Source organism: Amycolatopsis sp. NPDC001319 (genome assembly GCF_042896185.1).
In the GTDB taxonomy this organism is placed as follows: Bacteria; Actinomycetota; Actinomycetes; order Mycobacteriales; family Pseudonocardiaceae; genus Amycolatopsis.
Genome location: NZ_JBIAWY010000002.1, coordinates 848,771 through 867,660 on the forward strand (window position 1 = coordinate 848,771; position 18,890 = coordinate 867,660).

General features: G+C 72.1%; 14 protein-coding genes and 1 pseudogene. 6 read left to right on the top strand and 9 right to left on the bottom strand.

The features are described 5' to 3' along the window. Positions 1-68: 68 nt before the first annotated feature. Positions 69-1,316, bottom strand: a complete 1,248-nt coding sequence (locus ACFY1H_RS09225; RefSeq protein ID WP_386945651.1) for a lipase family protein — start codon at positions 1,314-1,316, stop codon at positions 69-71. Between the two features lie 107 nt (positions 1,317-1,423). Between ACFY1H_RS09225 and ACFY1H_RS09230 the strand changes: the two genes are divergently transcribed. Beyond that, positions 1,424-2,107, top strand: a complete 684-nt coding sequence (locus ACFY1H_RS09230) for a TetR family transcriptional regulator (protein ID WP_366582049.1) — start codon at positions 1,424-1,426, stop codon at positions 2,105-2,107. Here ACFY1H_RS09230 and ACFY1H_RS09235 read toward each other — a convergent pair. Further along, a complete protein-coding gene (locus tag ACFY1H_RS09235; protein WP_386945652.1) occupies positions 2,049-2,825 on the bottom strand; it encodes an SDR family oxidoreductase in 777 nt (258 codons plus the stop codon). The two genes, ACFY1H_RS09230 and ACFY1H_RS09235, sit on opposite strands and share 59 nt — an antisense overlap. 97 nt (positions 2,826-2,922) lie before the next feature. Next, positions 2,923-3,360 (bottom strand): winged helix-turn-helix transcriptional regulator, encoded by a 438-nt coding sequence (locus tag ACFY1H_RS09240; protein WP_386945654.1) that lies wholly within the window; start codon positions 3,358-3,360, stop codon positions 2,923-2,925. 152 nt (positions 3,361-3,512) lie between these two features. Here ACFY1H_RS09240 and ACFY1H_RS09245 point away from each other — a divergent pair. Further along, a pseudogene (locus ACFY1H_RS09245) lies at positions 3,513-4,705 on the top strand (thiolase family protein). Positions 4,706-4,765: 60 nt separating this feature from the next. Continuing rightward, a complete protein-coding gene (locus tag ACFY1H_RS09250) occupies positions 4,766-6,064 on the top strand; it encodes a serine hydrolase domain-containing protein (RefSeq protein WP_386945656.1) in 1,299 nt (432 codons plus the stop codon). Positions 6,065-6,067: 3 nt separating this feature from the next. On the opposite strand, the gene ligD is transcribed toward ACFY1H_RS09250, so the two are convergent. From ligD to ACFY1H_RS09275, 5 genes are all read right to left on the bottom strand, one after another. After that, positions 6,068-7,009, bottom strand: a complete 942-nt coding sequence (gene ligD, locus ACFY1H_RS09255) for a non-homologous end-joining DNA ligase (RefSeq protein WP_386945658.1) — start codon at positions 7,007-7,009, stop codon at positions 6,068-6,070. A 35-nt stretch (positions 7,010-7,044) separates the two neighbouring features. Then, on the bottom strand, positions 7,045-8,562 hold the full coding sequence (locus tag ACFY1H_RS09260; protein WP_386945660.1) for a hypothetical protein: 1,518 nt from the start codon (positions 8,560-8,562) through the stop codon (positions 7,045-7,047). A 13-nt stretch (positions 8,563-8,575) separates the two neighbouring features. Beyond that, positions 8,576-10,111, bottom strand: coding sequence for a hypothetical protein (locus ACFY1H_RS09265; protein ID WP_386945662.1), 1,536 nt, complete (start codon positions 10,109-10,111; stop codon positions 8,576-8,578). Between the two features lie 34 nt (positions 10,112-10,145). Continuing rightward, positions 10,146-11,633: a hypothetical protein gene (locus tag ACFY1H_RS09270; protein ID WP_366582041.1), complete on the bottom strand. Its 1,488-nt coding sequence runs from the start codon at positions 11,631-11,633 to the stop codon at positions 10,146-10,148. A gap of 157 nt (positions 11,634-11,790) precedes the next feature. Continuing rightward, complete coding sequence (locus ACFY1H_RS09275; protein ID WP_386945664.1) at positions 11,791-13,839, bottom strand: DHA2 family efflux MFS transporter permease subunit; 2,049 nt, start codon at positions 13,837-13,839, stop codon at positions 11,791-11,793. Positions 13,840-13,988: 149 nt separating this feature from the next. Between ACFY1H_RS09275 and ACFY1H_RS09280 the strand changes: the two genes are divergently transcribed. Beyond that, entirely contained in the window at positions 13,989-15,101 is a 1,113-nt protein-coding gene (locus ACFY1H_RS09280; protein ID WP_366582039.1) for a pyridoxal-phosphate dependent enzyme, read from the top strand. A gap of 12 nt (positions 15,102-15,113) precedes the next feature. Here ACFY1H_RS09280 and ACFY1H_RS09285 read toward each other — a convergent pair whose 3' ends face one another. Beyond that, positions 15,114-16,052 carry a catalase family peroxidase gene (locus tag ACFY1H_RS09285; protein ID WP_366582038.1) on the bottom strand — a complete coding sequence of 313 codons (939 nt, stop codon included), beginning with the start codon at positions 16,050-16,052 and terminating at the stop codon, positions 15,114-15,116. Positions 16,053-16,339: 287 nt separating this feature from the next. On the opposite strand from ACFY1H_RS09285, the gene ACFY1H_RS09290 reads away from it, so the two are divergent. Both ACFY1H_RS09290 and ACFY1H_RS09295 read left to right on the top strand, forming a co-directional pair. After that, on the top strand, positions 16,340-17,737 hold the full coding sequence (locus tag ACFY1H_RS09290; RefSeq protein ID WP_366582037.1) for an amino acid permease: 1,398 nt from the start codon (positions 16,340-16,342) through the stop codon (positions 17,735-17,737). A 145-nt stretch (positions 17,738-17,882) separates the two neighbouring features. Continuing rightward, a complete protein-coding gene (locus ACFY1H_RS09295) occupies positions 17,883-18,854 on the top strand; it encodes a LacI family DNA-binding transcriptional regulator (protein WP_366582036.1) in 972 nt (323 codons plus the stop codon). Positions 18,855-18,890 lie beyond the last annotated feature (36 nt).

Sequence of the window (18,890 nt, forward strand, 5' to 3'; positions counted from 1 at the left end):
TCAAAGCCGTCGGACGACTCGGGTGGCGGCCCCTCCCCCCTCCGGCGGGACCGCCACCCGTGCGCGCCTCAGCAGGTGCTGGGCGCGGGCTTGCCCGCCAGCCGGTCGGCGAGGTAGGCCAGCGCGCCGGGGGCGCCCTGCACCGCCACCGTCACGTGGTCGCCGATCGGGATCCGGTGGTACTGCACGGAAACCCCCTGCGCGCAGTACGTGCGCACCAGTTTGTCCACCGGCGGCGAGAACGCCAGCTCGTCGAACACGCCCTGGTAGACGTAGACCGGCGAGCCGGGCTTGAAGCGGCCCATGGTGTTCTCGGCGATCACGCGCTTCACCGCGGGCACGTCGAGCAACTGCGGCACGGTCGTGTAGTCGCGCATGCGCCGGAACGCCTGCCCGACCGTGAACTGCGCGATGCACTGCTTGCCGACCTCGGCGAACGCCTGTTTGCCGCGCGCGTTGAGCAGTGCGTCCGTGTCGATCTCCGGATACGCGCGGGCGAGCCCGACAGCGGCGCCCACGTAGATGCCCGCGAACGGACCGCCGTCGATGTGGCGCGCGATGTAGTCGAGGTCCGCGGGCACGCCGCCGGCGGCGACCCCGGCGAACCTCAGCTCCGGCGCGTACTGCGGCTGCAGCTCGTTGGCCCATTCGCTGGCGAGCGCGCCGCCCGAATAGCCGATCAACCCCGTCGGCGTGCTCGGGCCGGCGAGCCCGGCGGGCGGGAACGACTGTGCGGCGCGGATCCCGTCCAGCACACCGTGGGCGGTGTTGGCGGCGGCCGCCCACTCGGAGTCCGGGCCTTCGTAGTCGGCGGTCACCACGGTGTACCCCGCCGCGACGAGCGGGAGCATCAGCGCGAGCTCCTCGGCCGGCGGCGCCGTGCCCGTGGTGAGGACGGAGGAAGGCGCGCAGTCGGTGGTCAGCCCGTCCTGCGCGGTCTGGTACGACACGAGCTTGCGCGCACCGCCCGCCGGCGGGTTCACCGGCTGCATGATCGTGGCGACGTCGGCGATGGCGGCGCCGTCGGTGTCGGTCGAGCGGTACTTCACCTGCCAGGCGCGCACCGGCACGGGCAGGGCCAGCGCGCGGATGGTGACGGGCCGCGAGTCGAGCACGGTGCCCGGCGCGACGTCGGGGAACGGCGAGGGCTGGGCGTAGAACGGGTCACCGGCGGGATTTCCGGGCGACGGCGCGTCGGCGGCGGACGGCGCGGCGGTGGCGGACGGCGCGGCGGCGGTGAAGACCGTCGCGGCCATCGCGGTGACGACGGCGAGGGCGGAGAGCTTTCGGCGGATGTCGACGCTGACAGTGGGCACGGGACCTCCAACTCAATACCAACCGGTATCGGGTCAGAGGCTTACCAGATGACCTGGATCACAGTCAACGAAAAACGTCCAGGTGAGGGAGCTGTAGTCTCCGGCCCATGGCCCCTTCGCGGACCCCGCGCCGTCGCCCGAGCCGCGCCGAGACCCGGCGCAAGATCATCGACGCCGCGGGCGAGGTGTTCGCCCGGCAAGGCATCGCGGCCACGTCGCTCAACGACATCGCCGCGGCGGCCGGCCTCACCAAGGGCGCGGTCTACTCGAACTTCGAGGGCCGCGACGACCTCGTGCTCACCATCATGGAAGAGCACATCGTGGAGCGGATGCGTTCGGCCACCACGGCGTTCGACGAGCTGAGCGATCTCGGCGAGGCCACCGCGGAGGCGGGTGCGCGGCTGGCCGCGGGCGTGGACACGGACGCGACCTGGCACCGGCTCCTGCTGGAGTACTGGGGAATCGCGATGCGCAACCCGGCCGTCCACAAAGGACTCGCACTGCGCCGGGCCCAGCTGCGCGACGCCATCACCGCGGCCATCACGCGCGCCGCGGCCCAGCACGGCGTCGAGCTGCCGCTGCCGCCGGAGCAGCTCGCCGTGGTGGTGCTGGCGCTGTCCAACGGGCTCGCGGTGGAACGCGGCGTCGAAGCGTCGGCGGTGCCGGACTCGCTCTTCGCCGACGTGCTGAAGTTGCTGGTCACCCCACGCGAAGTCGGTGGTGCCAGTGGTGTCAGTGGTAGCGCAGCGCCGCCGGATTCGCCTGCTCCGCCAGGTACTGCCGGAAGGTGATCACCCCGTCGGAGTGGCCGGGCGCGAGGTTGCCGCCCTCGGCGTAGGCGCGGAACAACGCGCCGGGCAGCCGCACCGGCACCACGCGTTTCGTCCGGCTGCTCGCCGCCAGCACCGCCTTCGCCAGGTCCGTCGCCGCCAGCACCTCCGGTCCGCCGAAGTCCGGCGCCCGGCCCGCGGGCTCGGCCTTGGCCAGCTCGCCCAGGCGCACCGCGAGGTCCCGCACGTCCACCGGCTGGAACCGCCAGCGCGGCACCGGGACCATGGGCAGCCGGGCCGCACCCGCGAGCACGGCGCGCACGAGCGAGTGGAACTGCGTGGCGCGCTGGATCGTGTGCGGCAGCCCGGAACCCGCGAGCACCTCCTCGGCCGCGAGCTTCGCCGCGTAGTAGCCGAGCGGTACGCGGTCGACACCGACGATGGACACGTACACGACGTGCGGCGGGTTGCCCGTCCACCGCGCGGCCTCCACGAGCGTGCGCATCGTGGCGACTTCGTGCCGGTAGTCGGTGGCGCAGTGCAGGACGACGTCGCAGCCGGCCAGCGCCGTGTCGATGCCGCGACCGGAGCGCAGATCGCCGACCACCCATTCGGCGCCGCCTCCGCCGCGGCGCCGGCGGCTCAGCGCGCGCACCTGCTCGCCCGCCGCCACCAGGCGGTCGACCACCACACTGCCGAGCTGACCGGTCCCGCCGGTCACCAGGATCCGTTCCGGCACGCCGCCCCTTCCCGGCACCACCGCCCGGCCGGACGGCTTCCGCGGCCATCCTGGCACGCGCCCGCCCGGCCCGGAAGCCGTGTGCGTCAGGGGAAGATCAGTGCACCGCGCCGAGCCGGACCGCGTGCAGGCCCGTCGACGCGATCGCCTCGCCGCAGTGCGCGCACACGCTCTTCAGCCGGAGCTCTTCACCGCACTCGTGCTCGTACACCGTGGGCGGCGGGCCCTGGCGGATGAACCGGTCGCCCCACTGCATGAGGCCGAGCAGCACCGGCTGAAGCGCCTTCGCGGACTCCGTCGGCAGGTATTCGAAGCGCGGCGGGTGGTTCTCGTACTGACGCTTCTCGAGCACGCCGGCGTCGACCAGCTTGCGCAGCCGCGCCGCGAGGATGTCGCGGCTGGCCCCGGTGTTCTCGGCGATCTGGTTGAACCGCCGCTCGCCCAGCATGATCTCCCGGAGCGCGAGCAGGCTCCACCGCTCGCCGACCACCTCGAGCGCGTCCGCGATCGAGCATTCCCGGCCTCGCGCCGTCATCCGTCCCACCTCCGTTACGCCCCAGCAGGAATTTCCAACCTAGCACGTCACCTGGGCGGTGTGAGGTGGCCGACAGCGCTCACGCAGTGAGTTGTGTTATCCAACTCGGTGGGCGTACAACGGGATCAAGCGGCTATGCGAGGAGGCAGGTCATGAGGGACGCGGTCATCGTCGACGCGGTGCGGACACCGATCGGCAAGGGCAAGCCCACGGGCAAGCTGGCGGGGGTCCACCCGGTCGATCTGCACGCGCATGCCATCCGGTCGCTGGTCGAGCGCACCGGTATCGACCCCGCGCTGATCGACGACGTGATCAGCGGCGCCGTCGGGCAGATCGGCGAGCAGAGCATGAACACCGCGCGCTGGGCCGCGCTCGCCGCGGGGCTGCCGGAGTCGGTGCCCGCGGTGACCGTCGACCGCCAGTGCGGCAGCAGCCAGCAGGCGATCCACTTCGCCGCGCAGGGTGTGCTGAGCGGCGCGTACGACATCGCCATCGCGTCCGGCATCGAGTCCATGGGCCGCGTGCCGATGGGCAGCCAGATGGCCGGCAAGGACCCGTTCGGCGCCGGGGTCGCCGCGCGCTATCCCGAAGGTCTTGTGCCGCAGGGCATCAGCGCCGAGCTCATCGCCGCCAAGTGGGGTTTCTCGCGCGAGCAGCTCGACGCGTACTCCGCCGAGAGCCACCGCCGCGCCGCCCAGGCCTGGGCCGACGGCAAGTTCGCCGGCGAGGTCGCCGCGCTCAAAGCGCCGGGCCCCGACGGCACGCTCGTGGACGTGACGACCGACGAGTCGGTGCGCCCGGGCACCACGCCCGAGGTCCTCGCGGGCCTCAAGCCGGCGTTCAAGGCCGACCTGTGGTCGGAGCGTTCCCGCAGATCGACTGGCGCGTGACGGCCGGCAACTCCTCGCCGATCAACGACGGCGCCTCCGCTGTGCTCATCACCAGCAGCGACACGGCGAAGAAGCTCGGCCTCAAGCCGCGGGCGCGCCTGCACTCGTTCTCGGTGGTCGGCGACGACCCGCTGTACATGCTCACCGGCGTCATCCCGGCGACCCGCAAGGTCCTCGACCGCGCGGGCCTGAAGCTGTCGGACATCGACGCGTTCGAGGTCAACGAAGCGTTCGCCAGCGTCGTGCTGGCCTGGCAGGCGGAACTGGGTGCCGACCTGAACAAGGTCAACATCAACGGCGGCGCCATCTCCATCGGCCACCCGCTCGGCGCCAGCGGTGGACGGCTCATGACGACGCTCCTGTCGGTCCTGGAGCAGACCGGCGGCCGCTACGGCCTGCAGACGATGTGCGAGGCCGGCGGCCTCGCCAACGCGACCGTCATCGAACGCCTCTGACCCGGGTCCCGGGACGCCCGCCATCCCCCGGCGTCCCGGGACCGCCGCTACGTTGGCGGCATGGGGTGGAATCTGGGCGAGCTCATCGGGAAGTACGACGTACCGGGCGCGCAGGTCGCCGTGCTGGCCGATGGGGAGATCGAGGACGAAGCCGCGGGCGTGCTGAGCCTGCACACGCGCGTCGAGGCCACGACCGACTCGGTCTTCAAGATCGGCTCGATCACCAAGCTCTGGACCGCCACCTTGGTCCGGCAACTGGTGAACGAGGGCGTGCTGGACCTCGACCATCCCGTCCGCGAGTACCTGCCCGGGTTCCGGCTCAGCGACCCGGCCGCCACCGCGTCGCTGACCGCCCGCCACCTGCTCACCCACACCGGTGGCCTCGACGGCAACCACCCGGTCGACAGCGGGCGCAACGACGACGCCATCGAGAAGTTCGTCGCCACCCTCGCCGAAGCCGACCACCGCTTCCCGCCGGGCACCGTGTTCTCCTACTCCAACAGCGGCTACGCGCTCCTCGGCCGGCTCGTGGAAGTCCTGCGCGGCAAGCCTTTCCACGACGTGCTCCGCGAACACCTGGTCGCTCCGCTCGGCCTGCGCACCGTCGCCGTCGACCCGTACGAGGCGATCCTGCACCGCGCCGCCGTCGGCCACGTCGAGGCGGACGGGCAACTCGTGCCCACCACGTCGTGGGCGGTCCGCTACCACTGCGTGCCCAGCGGCTCGCACCTCGCGCTGAGCGCCCGCGACCTGCTGGAGTTCGTCCGCCTGCACCTCACCGACGAGACGCTCTCGCCGCTGCGCGAACCCCAGCTCGACTCCGTCCCGGACTTCGGCGGCGGGATCGTCGGCTGGGGGCTCGGCTGGATGCTCCACCGCGACGGCGTGCTCGGCCACACCGGCGTCTCGAAGGGACAGAAGGCTTTCGTTCGCGTGGCGCCCTCGGCGGGCGTCGCGGTGGCCGTGCTCACCAACAGCTCGGGTGGGGAACCGATGGCCTACGAGATCTTCAGCGCGGTGCTCCGGGACCTCGCCGGGGTCGAGACGACCCCGCTGCCCGTGCCGCCCGCGAACCCGGCTCCGATCGACCCGGACCGCATGGGCGGGACCTACCGCACCACGGCGTACGACATCACCCTCGCCGTCGAGAACGGCCGCGCCTTCCTCACCCACCGCCCCCGAAGCTCGTCCGCCGGCACGCCCCGGAACCGAGCCGAGGTGGTCCGGCTCGGTGACCGCGCGATCATCACCGTCGAGCCGGAATCCGGAGTCCACCAGGTGCTGTCGCTGGTCGGTTCCGACGAGTACGGTCGCGCCCGGTTCCTCCACAACGGAGCCGCCGCGTACCGCATCGGCTGATCGTCAGGAGTCCTCGGCTTCCAGCCCGTCGCGGTCGGCCCACTCCAGCAGCGGCTCCAGGGAGAACACGGCGTCGTCGATGCCCGCGTGCAGGTCGCCGAGCTCGGCGAAGCGCGCGGGCACGGTGGCGATGGTGCACTCGCGCGGCTCGACGTCGTCGACCTCGTCCCAGCGGATCGGCGTCGACACGGTGCCCTCCGGCACTCCGCGCACGGAGTACGCGCTGGCGATCGTGTGGTCACGCGTGTTCTGGTTGTAGTCCACGAACAGCTTCTTCGGGTCCCGGTCCTTGCGCCACCACGTGGTCGTCACCTCGTCGGGCGCGCGCCGCTCCACCTCGCGCGCGAAGGCCAGCGCCGCGCGGCGCACGTCGGCGAAGCCCCAGCGAGGCTCGATGCGGACGTAGACGTGCAGCCCGCTGCCGCCCGAGGTCTTCGGCCAGCCGACGGCGCCGAGCTCGTCCAGCACCTCGTGGGCGACGTGCGCGACCCGGCGGACCGTGTCGAAGGGACAGTCGGGCATCGGGTCGAGGTCGATGCGCCACTCGTCCGGCTTTTCCGTGTCCGCGCGCCGCGAGTTCCACGGGTGGAACTCCACAGTGGACATCTGCACCGCCCACGCCACGTGCGCCGCCTCGGTCACGCACAGCTCGTCGGCGTAGCGCCCGTAGCGGGGGAAGTGCACGCGCACGGTCTCCAGCCACGGCGGCGCGCCGTTCGGCACGCGCTTCTGGTGCACCTTCTCCCCCGCGACGCCCGAGGGGAACCGGTGCAGCATGCACGGGCGCTCCCGCAGGGCGCGGACGATGCCCTCGCCCACCGAGAGGTAGTAGTTCACCAGGTCCAGTTTCGTCTCGCCGCGGGCCGGGAAGTACACCCGGTCCGGGTTGGAGATGCGCACCATGCGGTCCCCGACCGCGACCTCCACCGCCGAGTCTTTCGCCATGCCGTGACGGTAACCGTTGCGCGGCGCGGGCGCGATCAGATCCGCACGAGCCGCACCCAGCCGTCGCCCGTCGCCGGTGACCGCAGGTGCCAGGTGTCCGGCCCGGAGATCGGCGTCCAGCTCCAGTCGAGGCGGTAGTCCACGGGCCGGGGCCGTCGCGCGCGGTCGAGCCAGTGGTAGTCGAGCCGCAGCAGGAACCCCGGAACCGGTCCCGCGGCCGCGATGCGCTGCGCGACCAGCGGGACGACGCGGCCGTGGTCGGAGAACGTGTCGACCATCGTGCACTCGCAGAAGTACGCGAGGGTGCCGATCTCCGGCGGGGCCGCCACCGTCGCGCCGCCGACCCGCGCGCCGATCTCCCGGCCGACCCGGGCGTAGTCGGCCGCCGTGGCCCAGTTGCCGAAGATCGGCGGCGCTGTCCAGGGCACTCCGCGGTGCACGTCGAGGTACGCGGCCGGCAGCACCGCCAGTGCGAACGCCAGGCTCGCCACGCCCACCCGGAACGCGCCACCGCGGGCCAGCCATCCGGCGCCGACCACGAACACGACGGTGAGCGCGACGATCGGCGCCACGTAGTACCACTGGTAGGGCGGCACGCCCAGCAGCGAGTACGCGCCGTAGTACGCCAGTCCGCCCAGACCCAGCACGCCGACCGGCCCGAACCGCGCGGCCTGGTCTCGGTGCACCACCAGCCACCCCAGCCAGCCGAGCAGGACCACCAGACCGGCGACGGCCGGGGCGAACGCCACCAGCGTCGCCTTCCAGCGCTTCGGGTCGAGGTAGTACTCCGGCCCGTTGCCGTAGGTGTATTCGCCGAACGCGCCCTGGGTCGTCTTGATCAGGAAGGTGTCCGGGATCGCCGAGCCGAGCGCGAACCAGCTGAAGACGAACCACGGCAGGCACACCGCGAGCGCCACGCCCGCCACCGGCAGCAGCCGGCGCCGCAGCGCCCCGGCCCCCAGCGCGAACAGCACCACGAAGACCACCAGATCCAGCCGCACCAGCACCGCGAGCCCGGCCACCACGCCGAACCCGATCGCCCGGCCCTCCACCGCGTACGCCGTGAGCAGCACCAGCGCCGCCGAGATGAGGTGCACCTCCAGCCCGGTCGCCGACAGCACGAACGGGTTGACCAGGATCGCCGCCGTCCCCGCCACGGCCGTGAAAAACGGCAGCCGCAGCGCCCGGGTGATGCGCGCGAGCCCCCAGCCCACGGCCGTCATCGCCGCCACGAACACGAGTCCCGCGCCGGCCACCGGGTGCACCTGGCCGCCCGCGACCCGCGTGAGCGTGCCGCCGAGAGCGAGCAGCAGGACGTTCAGCGGCGAGGTCGCCGAGTTCGCCGTCTCGGCCTCGACCAGTCCCCAGTGGAAGTGTTCGGCGAGGTTGCGGGCGTAGGAGAGCGTGATGAACGAGTCGTCGATCAGGCTTCCCCTGACGCCGAGGAACACCACGGCGGAGACCAGGGCCACCGTGGCCGGCCACAGCAAGGCCCGGCCACGGCCGCGTCTCGCGGGCTCCCCCGGCTCGGCCGGGAGACGCGCGGCGGCCACGGCCCGGCCCACGTCAGGTCCCGTCGCCGCGCACGAGGTAGAGCACCTGCTCGCCGGCCCACGGCGACGCGATCCGCCACTGCGCCAGCGCGTTCGCCGGTGCGGCCGCGCCGACCTGGGTCGGCACCAGCGCGTATTCGGGCTTCACGGCCACCGCGCCGTAGTCGAAGTAGTGGAAGTTGAGGTCGACGAGCTTGCGGCCCAGCGAGCCCATCGTCGCCTCCCGTTGCGCGATGGCCGGGCCGACCGCGCCCCGGTCGTCGAACAGGTCCACGATCGAGCAGCCGCAGCTGTAGGCGAGCACGCCGATCTCGCCGCCGCTGCGCACGGTGCCCGTGCCGACGAGCCGGCCGAGCTCCGGCCCGATCCGCTCGTACTGGGCGGTGGTGGTGTGGTTGGACATGATCGGCGCGAACGGCCGCGGCAGACCGCCCCACGCGTAGAACACCGCGCTGACGACCACGAGCCCGACCGCCGCCAGCACCGCGGGCGCCCCGGCAGTCCAGCGGGCCACCGCGGGCGCGCGCCCGGCCACGGCGGCGACCGCCGCGGCGAAGAACAGCGTGGTCACGGCGATGCTCGGCCCGTAGTACCAGTGATAAGGCGGCACGTGGAGCCGCGAGTACGCCAGGTAGTGCACGGCCCCCGCGGGTACGAGCGCCACGAACGGCAGCAGCGTCCGCGCCGCGGGGCCGCGGCGCACCAGCGTGAGGAGCCAGCCGAGGAAAGCCACCGCGCCCAGCGCCGCCGGGAGGAACGAAAGCCAGGTGGCCCAAGGGAAAACGCCCTCGTACAGCACCGGGCCGTTCGAGAACCCGTAGGCGCCCCACGACTTCTGCAGCGTTTTGATGATCAGCGTGTCCGGCACCGCGGAACCGAGCACGAACCAGCTGAACACGAACCACGGCAGCGCGACCACGACCGCCGCCAGCACCGACTTGCCGAGTCCGGCCCAGAACCGCGCCCGCAGCAGGACCACCACGAGCGCGATCAGCACCAGGTCCACCCGGATGAGCACGAGCACGCCGGTGGCCACCCCGACGAGCACCGGCCGCCGCTCCGCCGAGAACACCAGCAGGGCCACCACCGCCGCCACGCCGAACTCGACCTCGAGCCCGATCGACGAGATCAGCAGCGGGTTCACGGTGAGCAGCGCGACGGCCAGCGGCGAGAACCACCGCGGCAGGCCCGCCCGGTCGCCCAGGCGGGCCAGGCCGACGGCGATGACGACCTGGCACAGCACGTACAGGATCGCCGCCGCCAGCACGGCGTCGCGCACCACCAGCGTCAGCCCGGCGAGCACGAGCACGCTCAACGGTGACGTCGCCGTGTTCGACGTGCCCAGCTCGATCAGGCCCCAGTGCCCGTGGAACGCGAGGTTGCGGGCGTAGGACAGCGTGATGAAGGTGTCGTCGATCAGGTGGTCACGGAACAGCGCGAACGCGCCGGCCGAGAGCACGGCGACCACGAGCGCGAGCACGCCGTGGCGGCGCGGTGCCGGTCCGGCGTCCTCGACGTCGCCGGGAGCGGTGGTGCGGGTCTGTGCCACGGGGACTCCTCGTCGGGAGGGGTCGGGCAGGGTCTCAGCGCGCGGGCACCAGCGTGAAGTGCCCGATGCCCTTGGCGGCCGAATACACCGTCCACGAGTCGGGTCCCGAGGCCGGGCCCTTGCCGTAGAGAAGCCGGTAGTCTACCTGGCGCGGCTGCTGGTTGCGGTCGAACCAGTGGTAGTTGATGCGCAGGCCGAGCCGCGAGACGGCCCCGTCCTCCGCGATCCGCTTGCGCACGATCGACGCGACCTGGCTGCGGTCGGAGAACACGTCGAGGATCTGGCAGTCGCAGTAGTACGCGAGCGTGCCGATCTCCCCCGGCCCCGCCACCGACGCGCCGTTGAGCCGCTGCCCGAGCTCCCGGCCCACGCGGGCGTAGTCGGTCGAGCTCGCCCAGTTGCCGAAGATGACCGGCGACGGCCACGGCACGCCCTGCGCGAGGTCGATCGAGACCATGCCGAGCGCCGTCACCCAGGCCAGGCCCAGCGCCGTGAGCGGCGCGGCCTTGCGCAGGCCCGGCCGCCGGCCCGACTCGGCCAGCCAGATGCCGGTCATCAGGACGGCGAACGAGCCGATCGTGGCCGTCGGCGTCACGTAGTACCAGTGGTACGGCCCGACGCCCAGCGTCGAGTACACGATGTAGTAGACGACGCCACCCAGGCCGAGCCCGACGACGGGCGCGAGAGCCGGGAAGTCGTCCCAGCGGCGCGCGAAGCGCAGCCCGAACCACGCGAGCAGCACCGCGGTACCCGCGACCGCCGCGGCGAACGTGAAGATCACCGTCACCGGCTGGTACAGGAAGTACATCACCGGGCCGCTGAAGTAGCCCCAGGCGCCGAAGAGGCCTTCCTGGTCCTGCTTGATGACCAGCGTGTCGGGGATGAACGAGCCGAGCGCGAACCAGCTGAACAGGAACCACGGCGCGGCGACGAGCACGGCGGTGCCGAACGCGCGCCAGAAGTGCTGCCGGATCGCCCGCGTGCCGAACGTGATGATGAGGACGAACACGACCAGGTCGAGGCGCGTGAGCACCGTCAGCGCCGCGAACACCCCGAACAGGACCGGCCGGCCCTCGACGGCGAACACCGTGAGCCACAGCAGGATCGCCGGCACGAGCAGGACCTCGAGGCCCGTGGCCGAGAGCAGGAACGGGTTCACGACCACGATCACCACACCGAGCAGCCCGACCCACGTCGCCAGCCCGAACGAGCGCGCCAGGCGCTGCCACGCCCAGCCGATGGCGGCCGACGACACCACGGTGAGCGCGCCGAGCGCGAGCACCGGGTGGGCCGCGCCGCTGATGCGTGTGACAAGCGTGAGCAGCCCGAGCAGCAGCACGTCGAGCGGCGAGGTCGCCGAGTTCGCCGTGGTGCCCGGCACCAGCGCCCACTCGCCGTGGAGCGCGAGGTTCTTCGCGTAGGCGAGCGTGATGTACCCGTCGTCGGTCAGGCTCCCGCGCACGAGGAGGAACGACAACAGGCCCAGCAGGGCCGCGGCCCACGGCAGCCAACGGAAGCGCACGGAGCGTGACCGTACGGCACTGCTGGACCGGGGCTCGACACGGCTGTCCGCGTCTTCCGGGATCGTGACCACTGACTCATCCACCGACATGGTCCGGGAACAATAGGGGGTGTTCGTTCCGGCGATGTTAACGCCCCGCCCGTAACGCCCGGGTTTTTCAGACCAGTGCGTGGCGGCCCGTGCGCTCGGCGTCGGCGCTCTGGTCGAGCACGCGGGCCGCGACCCGGCCGATCGCGGCGTCGAGCTCGGCCCGGTCGCCGGTGCCCCAGTCGGCGAGCCGCTCGGCCAGCCAGTCGCGCCAGGCCTGCACCAGCTTGCCGAACTCCTCGCGCCCGGCCCCGGTGAGCGCCCAGCTCCCGCCGGAGAACCTGAGGTAGCCGGTGAGTTCCAGCCGCGCGAAGGCGGGTTCCAGCACCTGCGGCGGCACGCCGTAGTGCTGCCCGATCGCCGTGAGCGTCGCCGGTTCGCCCCGGCGTTCCCGCAGGTGGACCTGCACGAGGCACCACAGGCCGCCGTGGTCGAGCTCGGAGCCCGAGCGGGCGGCGATGGCGGGTGCGACCTTGCGCCGCTCGCGGAAGAACAGCGTGGCGATCGCCCGTTCCAGCTCGCGGTCGTGGTCGCGCGCCTCGGGCATCGCGAACCCGTCGCCGAGGTCGGGCGCGGCCGCCCGGGACGTGTCGCGCAGCGGCACTTCCTTGAGGAAGAACGCCAGCGCCAGCGCGACGAGACCCACCGGAGCGGCTGACAAGAACACCACATGCAGTGAATCGCTGTACGCGGCGATCACGGGCTGTGACACCGCCGGCGGCAGCTGGTGCAACGCCTGCGGCACTTGCGTCGCGCGGGGATCCACGCCCGGGGGCAGGGGGTGCGCCGCGAGCGCGCCGGCCAGGTTCGGGCCGAGCTGGTTGGCGTAGACCGTGCCGAAGATCGCCGCACCGAACGAGCTGCCGATGGACCGCAGGAAGGTGACGCCCGACGTCGCGACGCCGAGGTCGCGGTAGTCCACGCTGTTCTGCACCGCGATGGTGAGGACCTGCATGCCGAGGCCGATCCCGAGGCCCAGCACCGCCATGTACAGCGCCGACTCCCAGAAGCCGGTGTCCGGGCCGAGGCGGGAGAGCAGGTAGAGCCCCGCCGTCATCAACGCGGAGCCCACGAGCGGGAAGACCTTGTACCGGCCCGTGCGGCTCACGAGGTTGCCGGACAGGATCGACGCGAACAGCAGCGCCAGCACCATCGGCAACAGGCGTACGCCGGACGACGTCGCCGAGACACCTTGCACGTACTGCATGTAGGTGGGCAGGTAGGACAGCGCGCCGAGCATCGCGAAGCCGACGACGAAGCTCATGATCCCGGCCACGGTGAACACCGGGTTCCGGAACAGCCGCATCGGCAGCATCGGTTCCTCGGCCCGCAGCTCCACCAGCACGAAGAGCCCGAGCAGCACGACCGAGCCGATCGCCATCGCGATGATGGTCGGCGAGCCCCACGCGTACGTGGTGCCACCCCAGCTCGTGACGAGCGTCAGCCCGGTGGCGGCGAGGCCGATGAGCAGGATGCCGAGGTAGTCGATCACGGGCTTGAGGACAGCCCGGGCGTTGGGCATCGCGGACGCGGCCACCATGAGCACCACGACGACCAGCGGGATGTTCACGTAGAACGCCCAGCGCCACGACAGGTGGTCCACGAAGAAGCCGCCCAGCATCGGCCCGGCCACGGTCACCACGCCGAACACCGAGCCGAGCGCACCCTGGTACTTGCCGCGTTCGCGCAGCGGCACGACGTCGGCGATGAGCGCCGTCGAGGTCACCATGAGGCCACCGCCGCCCAGCCCCTGCACGGCCCGCCACACGATGAGCCACACCATGCTGTCGGCGAACCCGCAGAAGAACGACCCGACGCCGAAGATCACGACGGACAGCTGGAACATCAGCTTGCGCCCGAACAGGTCGCCGAGCTTGCCGACGACCACGGTCATGATCGTCTCGGCCAGCAGGTACGCGGTGACGACCCACGACAGGTGCCCCGCCCCGCCGAGGTCACCGACGATGGTGGGCAACGCCGTGCCCACGATCGTCTGGTCCAGGGCCGCGAGCAGCATTCCGAGCAGCACCGCGCCGAACACCGCGTTGATCTTCCGCCGCGACAACCCGGCCCCCAGCGCGGCCGGCTCCTCCTGCGTCACCTCGGCGGTGGCCGTCATGCGCCCTCCTCGTCACCCGCTCGGCGGTCGTTCCCGCGGGTCCACCGTAGGGCGAGGTGTCCACTGTGGATAGCCACTCGTTCCGGTGACGGGGCCACCCGGGACGCGTCACATTGACCGGACGGGTGGGCGTCGCCAGAGTGTCCCTCGTGGACTACGTGGACGAACGCTCCGGCCGCCGCTACCCGCTCGACGCGCTGCGCTGGTGCGGCGACGACGGCGCGCCGCTCACCGTGGAGGCGCTGCCGGGCATCACGCGCGAGCAGGTGGACACCGCCGAGCGGTCGCTGTGGCGCTACCGCGCCGCGCTGCCGGGCGACCTGCGGCCGATCTCGCTCGGCGAGGGCTGCACGCCGCTGGTCGAGCGGCCGTGGCGCGGGCACGACACACGGTTCAAGCTCGAGTGGTTCAGCCCCACGGGGAGCTTCAAGGACCGCGGCAGCAGCGTGATGCTCTCGGCGCTCGCCCAGGCCGGCGTGCGCGAGGTCCTCGAAGACAGCTCCGGCAACGGCGGCTCGTCGGTGTCGGCCTACGCGGCCGCCGCGGGCATCGCGGCCACGATCCTCGCGCCGGAGTCGACCTCGCCCGCGAAGATCCTGCAGAGCCGGGCGTACGGCGCGACGGTGGACCTCGTGCCGGGCACGCGCGACGACACCGCCGCCGAAGCCCTGCGCCGCTCGGGCGAAACCACGTACGCGAGCCACAACTGGCACCCGTTTTTCCTGCAGGGCACCAAAACGCTGGCGTACGAGCTGTGGGAGGACTTCGGCTTCACCGCGCCGGACACGGTCGTGACCGTGGCCGGCGCGGGCAGCATCGTCCTCGGCCTCGACCTCGGGTTCGGCGAGCTGCTCGCGTCCGGCGCGATCGCGAAACGGCCGCGCCTGCTCGTCGCGCAGCCCGCCAACTGCGCGCCCATCGACGCGGCCTTCCGTGCCGGGGCCGAGCACGCCGTGCCGACGGAGTTCGCGCCGACGATCGCCGAGGGCACCGCCATCCGCGAGCCCGTCCGCCTGCCCGAGGTGCTCGCCGCGATCCGCCGCTCGGGCGGGACGACGGTGGCGATCGCCGAGGACGAGATCGCCCGCGCCGCGCGGGAGCTCCCCCGGATCGGCCTCTACGCCGAGCCGACCAGCGCCACCGCGGCGGCCGCCGTCGACGTCTTCCGCGCCGGGGGCGTGCTCGCGCCCGGGGAGACCACCGCCGTCATCCTCACCGGCTCCGGGCTGAAGGCGGCCACCACGATGAGCACGCTGCTCTGACCTCGTGCCGGCTCAGCGGTCGTGGCTGCGCCGGTCGTAGGAGACCGCGTAGATCGCGCTGCGGGCGGCCAGGATCGGGTCGTCGGACAGCTCGATGCCCGCGGTGAGCAGCGTGGGGTCGAAGACCTGGGAGTTCCAGTGCTTCTGGTCGGTCACCTCGGCGGTGATCGCCAGGCGCCCGGCCGTGATCTCCGTGCGTTCCCCGGGCCAGACCAGCGTGGCGTCGTTCGTCGGGTCGCCCGGCTCACCGAGCTGCACCTTCAGCGTGAACTCGACGGGGCCGCGCGCCAGCCGCTCGCCGAGCTCGCCGGTGAGGTGCTCGGCCGACCAGTCGCCGCCCTCGCCGGCGGCGAGCACGTGGTCGCCGGCCTCGGGCACCCAGCGGTAGCGCACCGGGCGCAGGGAGCCGTCGGCGGCGCGCCAGAAGAACGCGTGGATGGCCCAGTAGGTGGTGGTGCCGTAGCTGACCGGCGTCGGCAGCTGCGACGCGGTGAACAGGCCCGGGCCCGCGCTCGGGTGCGCACCCACGTGGGCCTGCACCTTGCCGAGGTCGGGCGCACCCGTGGCCGGGTCGGGCTCGGCCGACTTGAGCAGCGCGAGGAAGTCCTCGGGCGTCGCGGCGATGAACCGGTCGAGGTTCACGCCGACGATGTCGGTGTTGCTCCCGTCCGGGAGGTGGAACTTCACCGCGAGCCCGCGCACGGCCGTGCCGGCGTCGGGCAGGTGCGGGTTGGTGTCGGTGTGGGAGAACCGCACGGTCGCGCGCACGGGCTCGCCCTGCAGGTGCGCGGCCGTGGTGAGGTCGGCGGCGACACCGGACGGGACGAAAGTGGCGTCGTAGCAGACGCCCCGGGCGTGGGCCCGGCGGTAACCCGGGTAGGTCCCCTTCAGCTGCTCGATCTCGTCCACGATGGACACGGAGAGCTGGGAGGCGGGCAGTTCGGTGGTCATGTCGCGAAGGTAACGGCCGTCGCGCGGGCGCGCCCGCCGCACTACCCTCCCGGCCACCGAAGTGTTCCTGAAGTTTCCCCGCGAACCCGAGAGATATTCCGAAATCCCGGTCAGCGGAATCGCCGGACCTCGTGAATCAAGCCTTGATCAAGTCGCCGGAGGAATGGCGCGGTTGTCAAATCGAGGGAGCGTTTTCTGCGGATTTCCCCCGAGTGAGGTGTCGCACACCTTAAGTCTTCCTTGGTGTGCTTGGTCACGCGCACCCCGACCGCTAGCGTCACGCAACCATGGATTCCACAGTGGCCGCCAAAGACGGCGACAGCTACACGAAAGCACTGGGCAACCGCCAGGTGCAGATGATCGCGATCGGCGGCGCGATCGGTGTCGGCCTCTTCCTCGGGGCCGGCGGCAAGCTCCAGCAGGTCGGCCCGTCGCTGGTGCTCTCCTACGCCATCTGCGGCATCGCCGCGTATTTCGTCATGCGGGCTCTCGGCGAACTCGTGCTGCACGAACCGAGTTCCGGCAGTTTCGTCACCTACGCCCGCAAGTTCATCGGGCCGTGGGCCGGGTTCGTCTCCGGCTGGATGTACTGGGTGAACTGGGCGATGACCGGCATCGCCGAGATCACCGCCGTCGCGATCTACGTGCACAAGTGGCTGCCCGACGTGCCGCAGTGGATCACCGCGCTCGTGGCGCTCGGTGTGCTGCTCGGCGTGAACCTGGTGAGCGTGAAGCTGTTCGGGGAGCTGGAGTTCTGGTTCTCCGTGGTGAAGGTGCTCGCGATCGTGGTCTTCCTGATCACGGCGATCGGGCTCGTGTTCGCGGGCGCGAACATCGGCGGTACGCCGGCCGGCGTGCACAACCTCACCGACCACGGCGGCTTCTTCCCCGCGGGCATCGGCATCGCGCTCATGACCCTGCAGGCCGTGATCTTCGCCTACTCCGCGATCGAGGTCGTCGGCATCGCGGCCGGCGAGACCAAGGACGCGCGCAAGGTGCTGCCCAAGGCCATCAACGGCGTCGTCTGGCGGATCGGTGTGTTCTACGTCGGTTCGGTGCTGCTGCTGGCGATGCTGATGCCGTGGTCGTTCTACAGCGGCGCCGAAAGCCCGTTCGTCACCGTCTTCTCGCGCCTGGGCATCGGCGGCATCGGCGACGTGATGAACGCCGTGGTGCTCACCGCCGCGCTCTCGTCGTGCAACTCGGGTCTCTATTCGACCGGCCGCATCCTGCGGGCGCTGGCCGACCACGGCGAGGCGCCGAAGTTCGTGGGCCGCATGAACAGCCGGCACGTGCCCTACGGCGGCATCCTCTTCACGTCGATCGTCTACGTGCTCGGCGTGGTGCTGAACTACATCGTGCCGCAGGAGGCGTTCGACATCGCCATCGCGGTGGCCTCGCTCGGCGTGGTGGCCACGTGGGCCACGCTCATCTACTCGCAGATGCGGATGCGCCAGGCCGCGCTGCGCGGCGAGGTCGAGCGGCCGAGCTACCGCATGCCGGGCGCGCCCTACACCGGCTGGGCCACGCTCGGGTTCCTCCTGCTGGTGGTGGTGCTCATGGGCTTCTCCGACGGCGCCGAGAAGATCGCGTTCTACTCCATCCCGGTGCTCGCGATCGTCCTGGCGGTCGGCTGGCGGATCGTGTCGCGCCGGCGCGGCGCGCGTGTCGGCGACAACGCCTGAGCCCGGCGCCGGACCGCACCGCACACGCCCGGCCGGGCACCGTTCCCGGCCCGGCGTGTGCGGTGCGGGCATACTCGGATCCGGCGGCGCGGACGCGCCGCGCGGCGGGAGGTCCGTGATGGTGTCGTCGGAAACGTCCCGGAAGGTGACGATCCACGACGTCGCCCGCAGCGCCGGGGTGTCGCGCCAGACCGTGTCGCGGGCGCTCAACGACAAGGCCGAGATCGACGGCACCACGAAACAGCGGGTGCTCGACGCGGCCCGCGAGCTCGGCTACCGGCCGAGCCGGTTCGCCCGCGGCCTCGTGCGCCAGGACACCACCACCATCGGGCTGGTGATCCCCGACCTGCTCAACCCGTTCTTCACCGAGGTCGCCGCCGCCGCGCTCGAGGCCGCGCGCGCCCGCGGCTGGCACGTGGTCGTGTACGACACCTCCGACAGCGCCGAGGAAGAGCTCGGCACGCTGCAGGTGATCGGCTCGCAGGTCGACGCCGTCGTGGGCTACTTCAGCCGGCCCGAGGACGAGCTCGACCGCTTCACGCGCGGGATCCCCGTGGTCCTCATCGGGCGCGAGCACCACACGCCCCGCTTCAGCTCGATCCGGGTCGAAGGCGCGGACGGCGTGCGGGCCGCCATCACCCACCTCGTGCGCGCCGGGCACCGGCGCATCGGCATGCTCGACCACGCGGGCCGCGCCGAGCCGAGCGTCCGGCGCGACTGGTTCGCCGCCGCGGTCGCCGAGCACGGTCTCGAAGCCGAAGTCGTCGAACGAGCCGCCCAGTCGGTCGACGGCGGGGCCGCGGCCCTCGAGGCGCTGCTGTCCGAGCATCCCGACGTGACCGCCGTGTTCACCTTCAACGACATCATCGCCATGGGTGCCCTGCGCGCGGCCCGCCGTCTCGGGCGCCGGGTCCCGGACGACCTCGCCGTGGTCGGGTTCGACGGGCTGCAGCTCGGCACCGTCGTGGACCCGGCGCTGACCAGCGTCGCCCTCGACACGCGCCGGCTGGGCGCCCTCGCGATCGACCAGGCCGCGCGCCTGCTCACCGGCGCCACCCCCCTGTCGGCCGACGAGCTCGTGATCCGGGCCGAACTGCTGGTCCGCGAATCCGCCTGAACCGCTCCGCTTGACACCCCACGGCGCCTCGCGCAC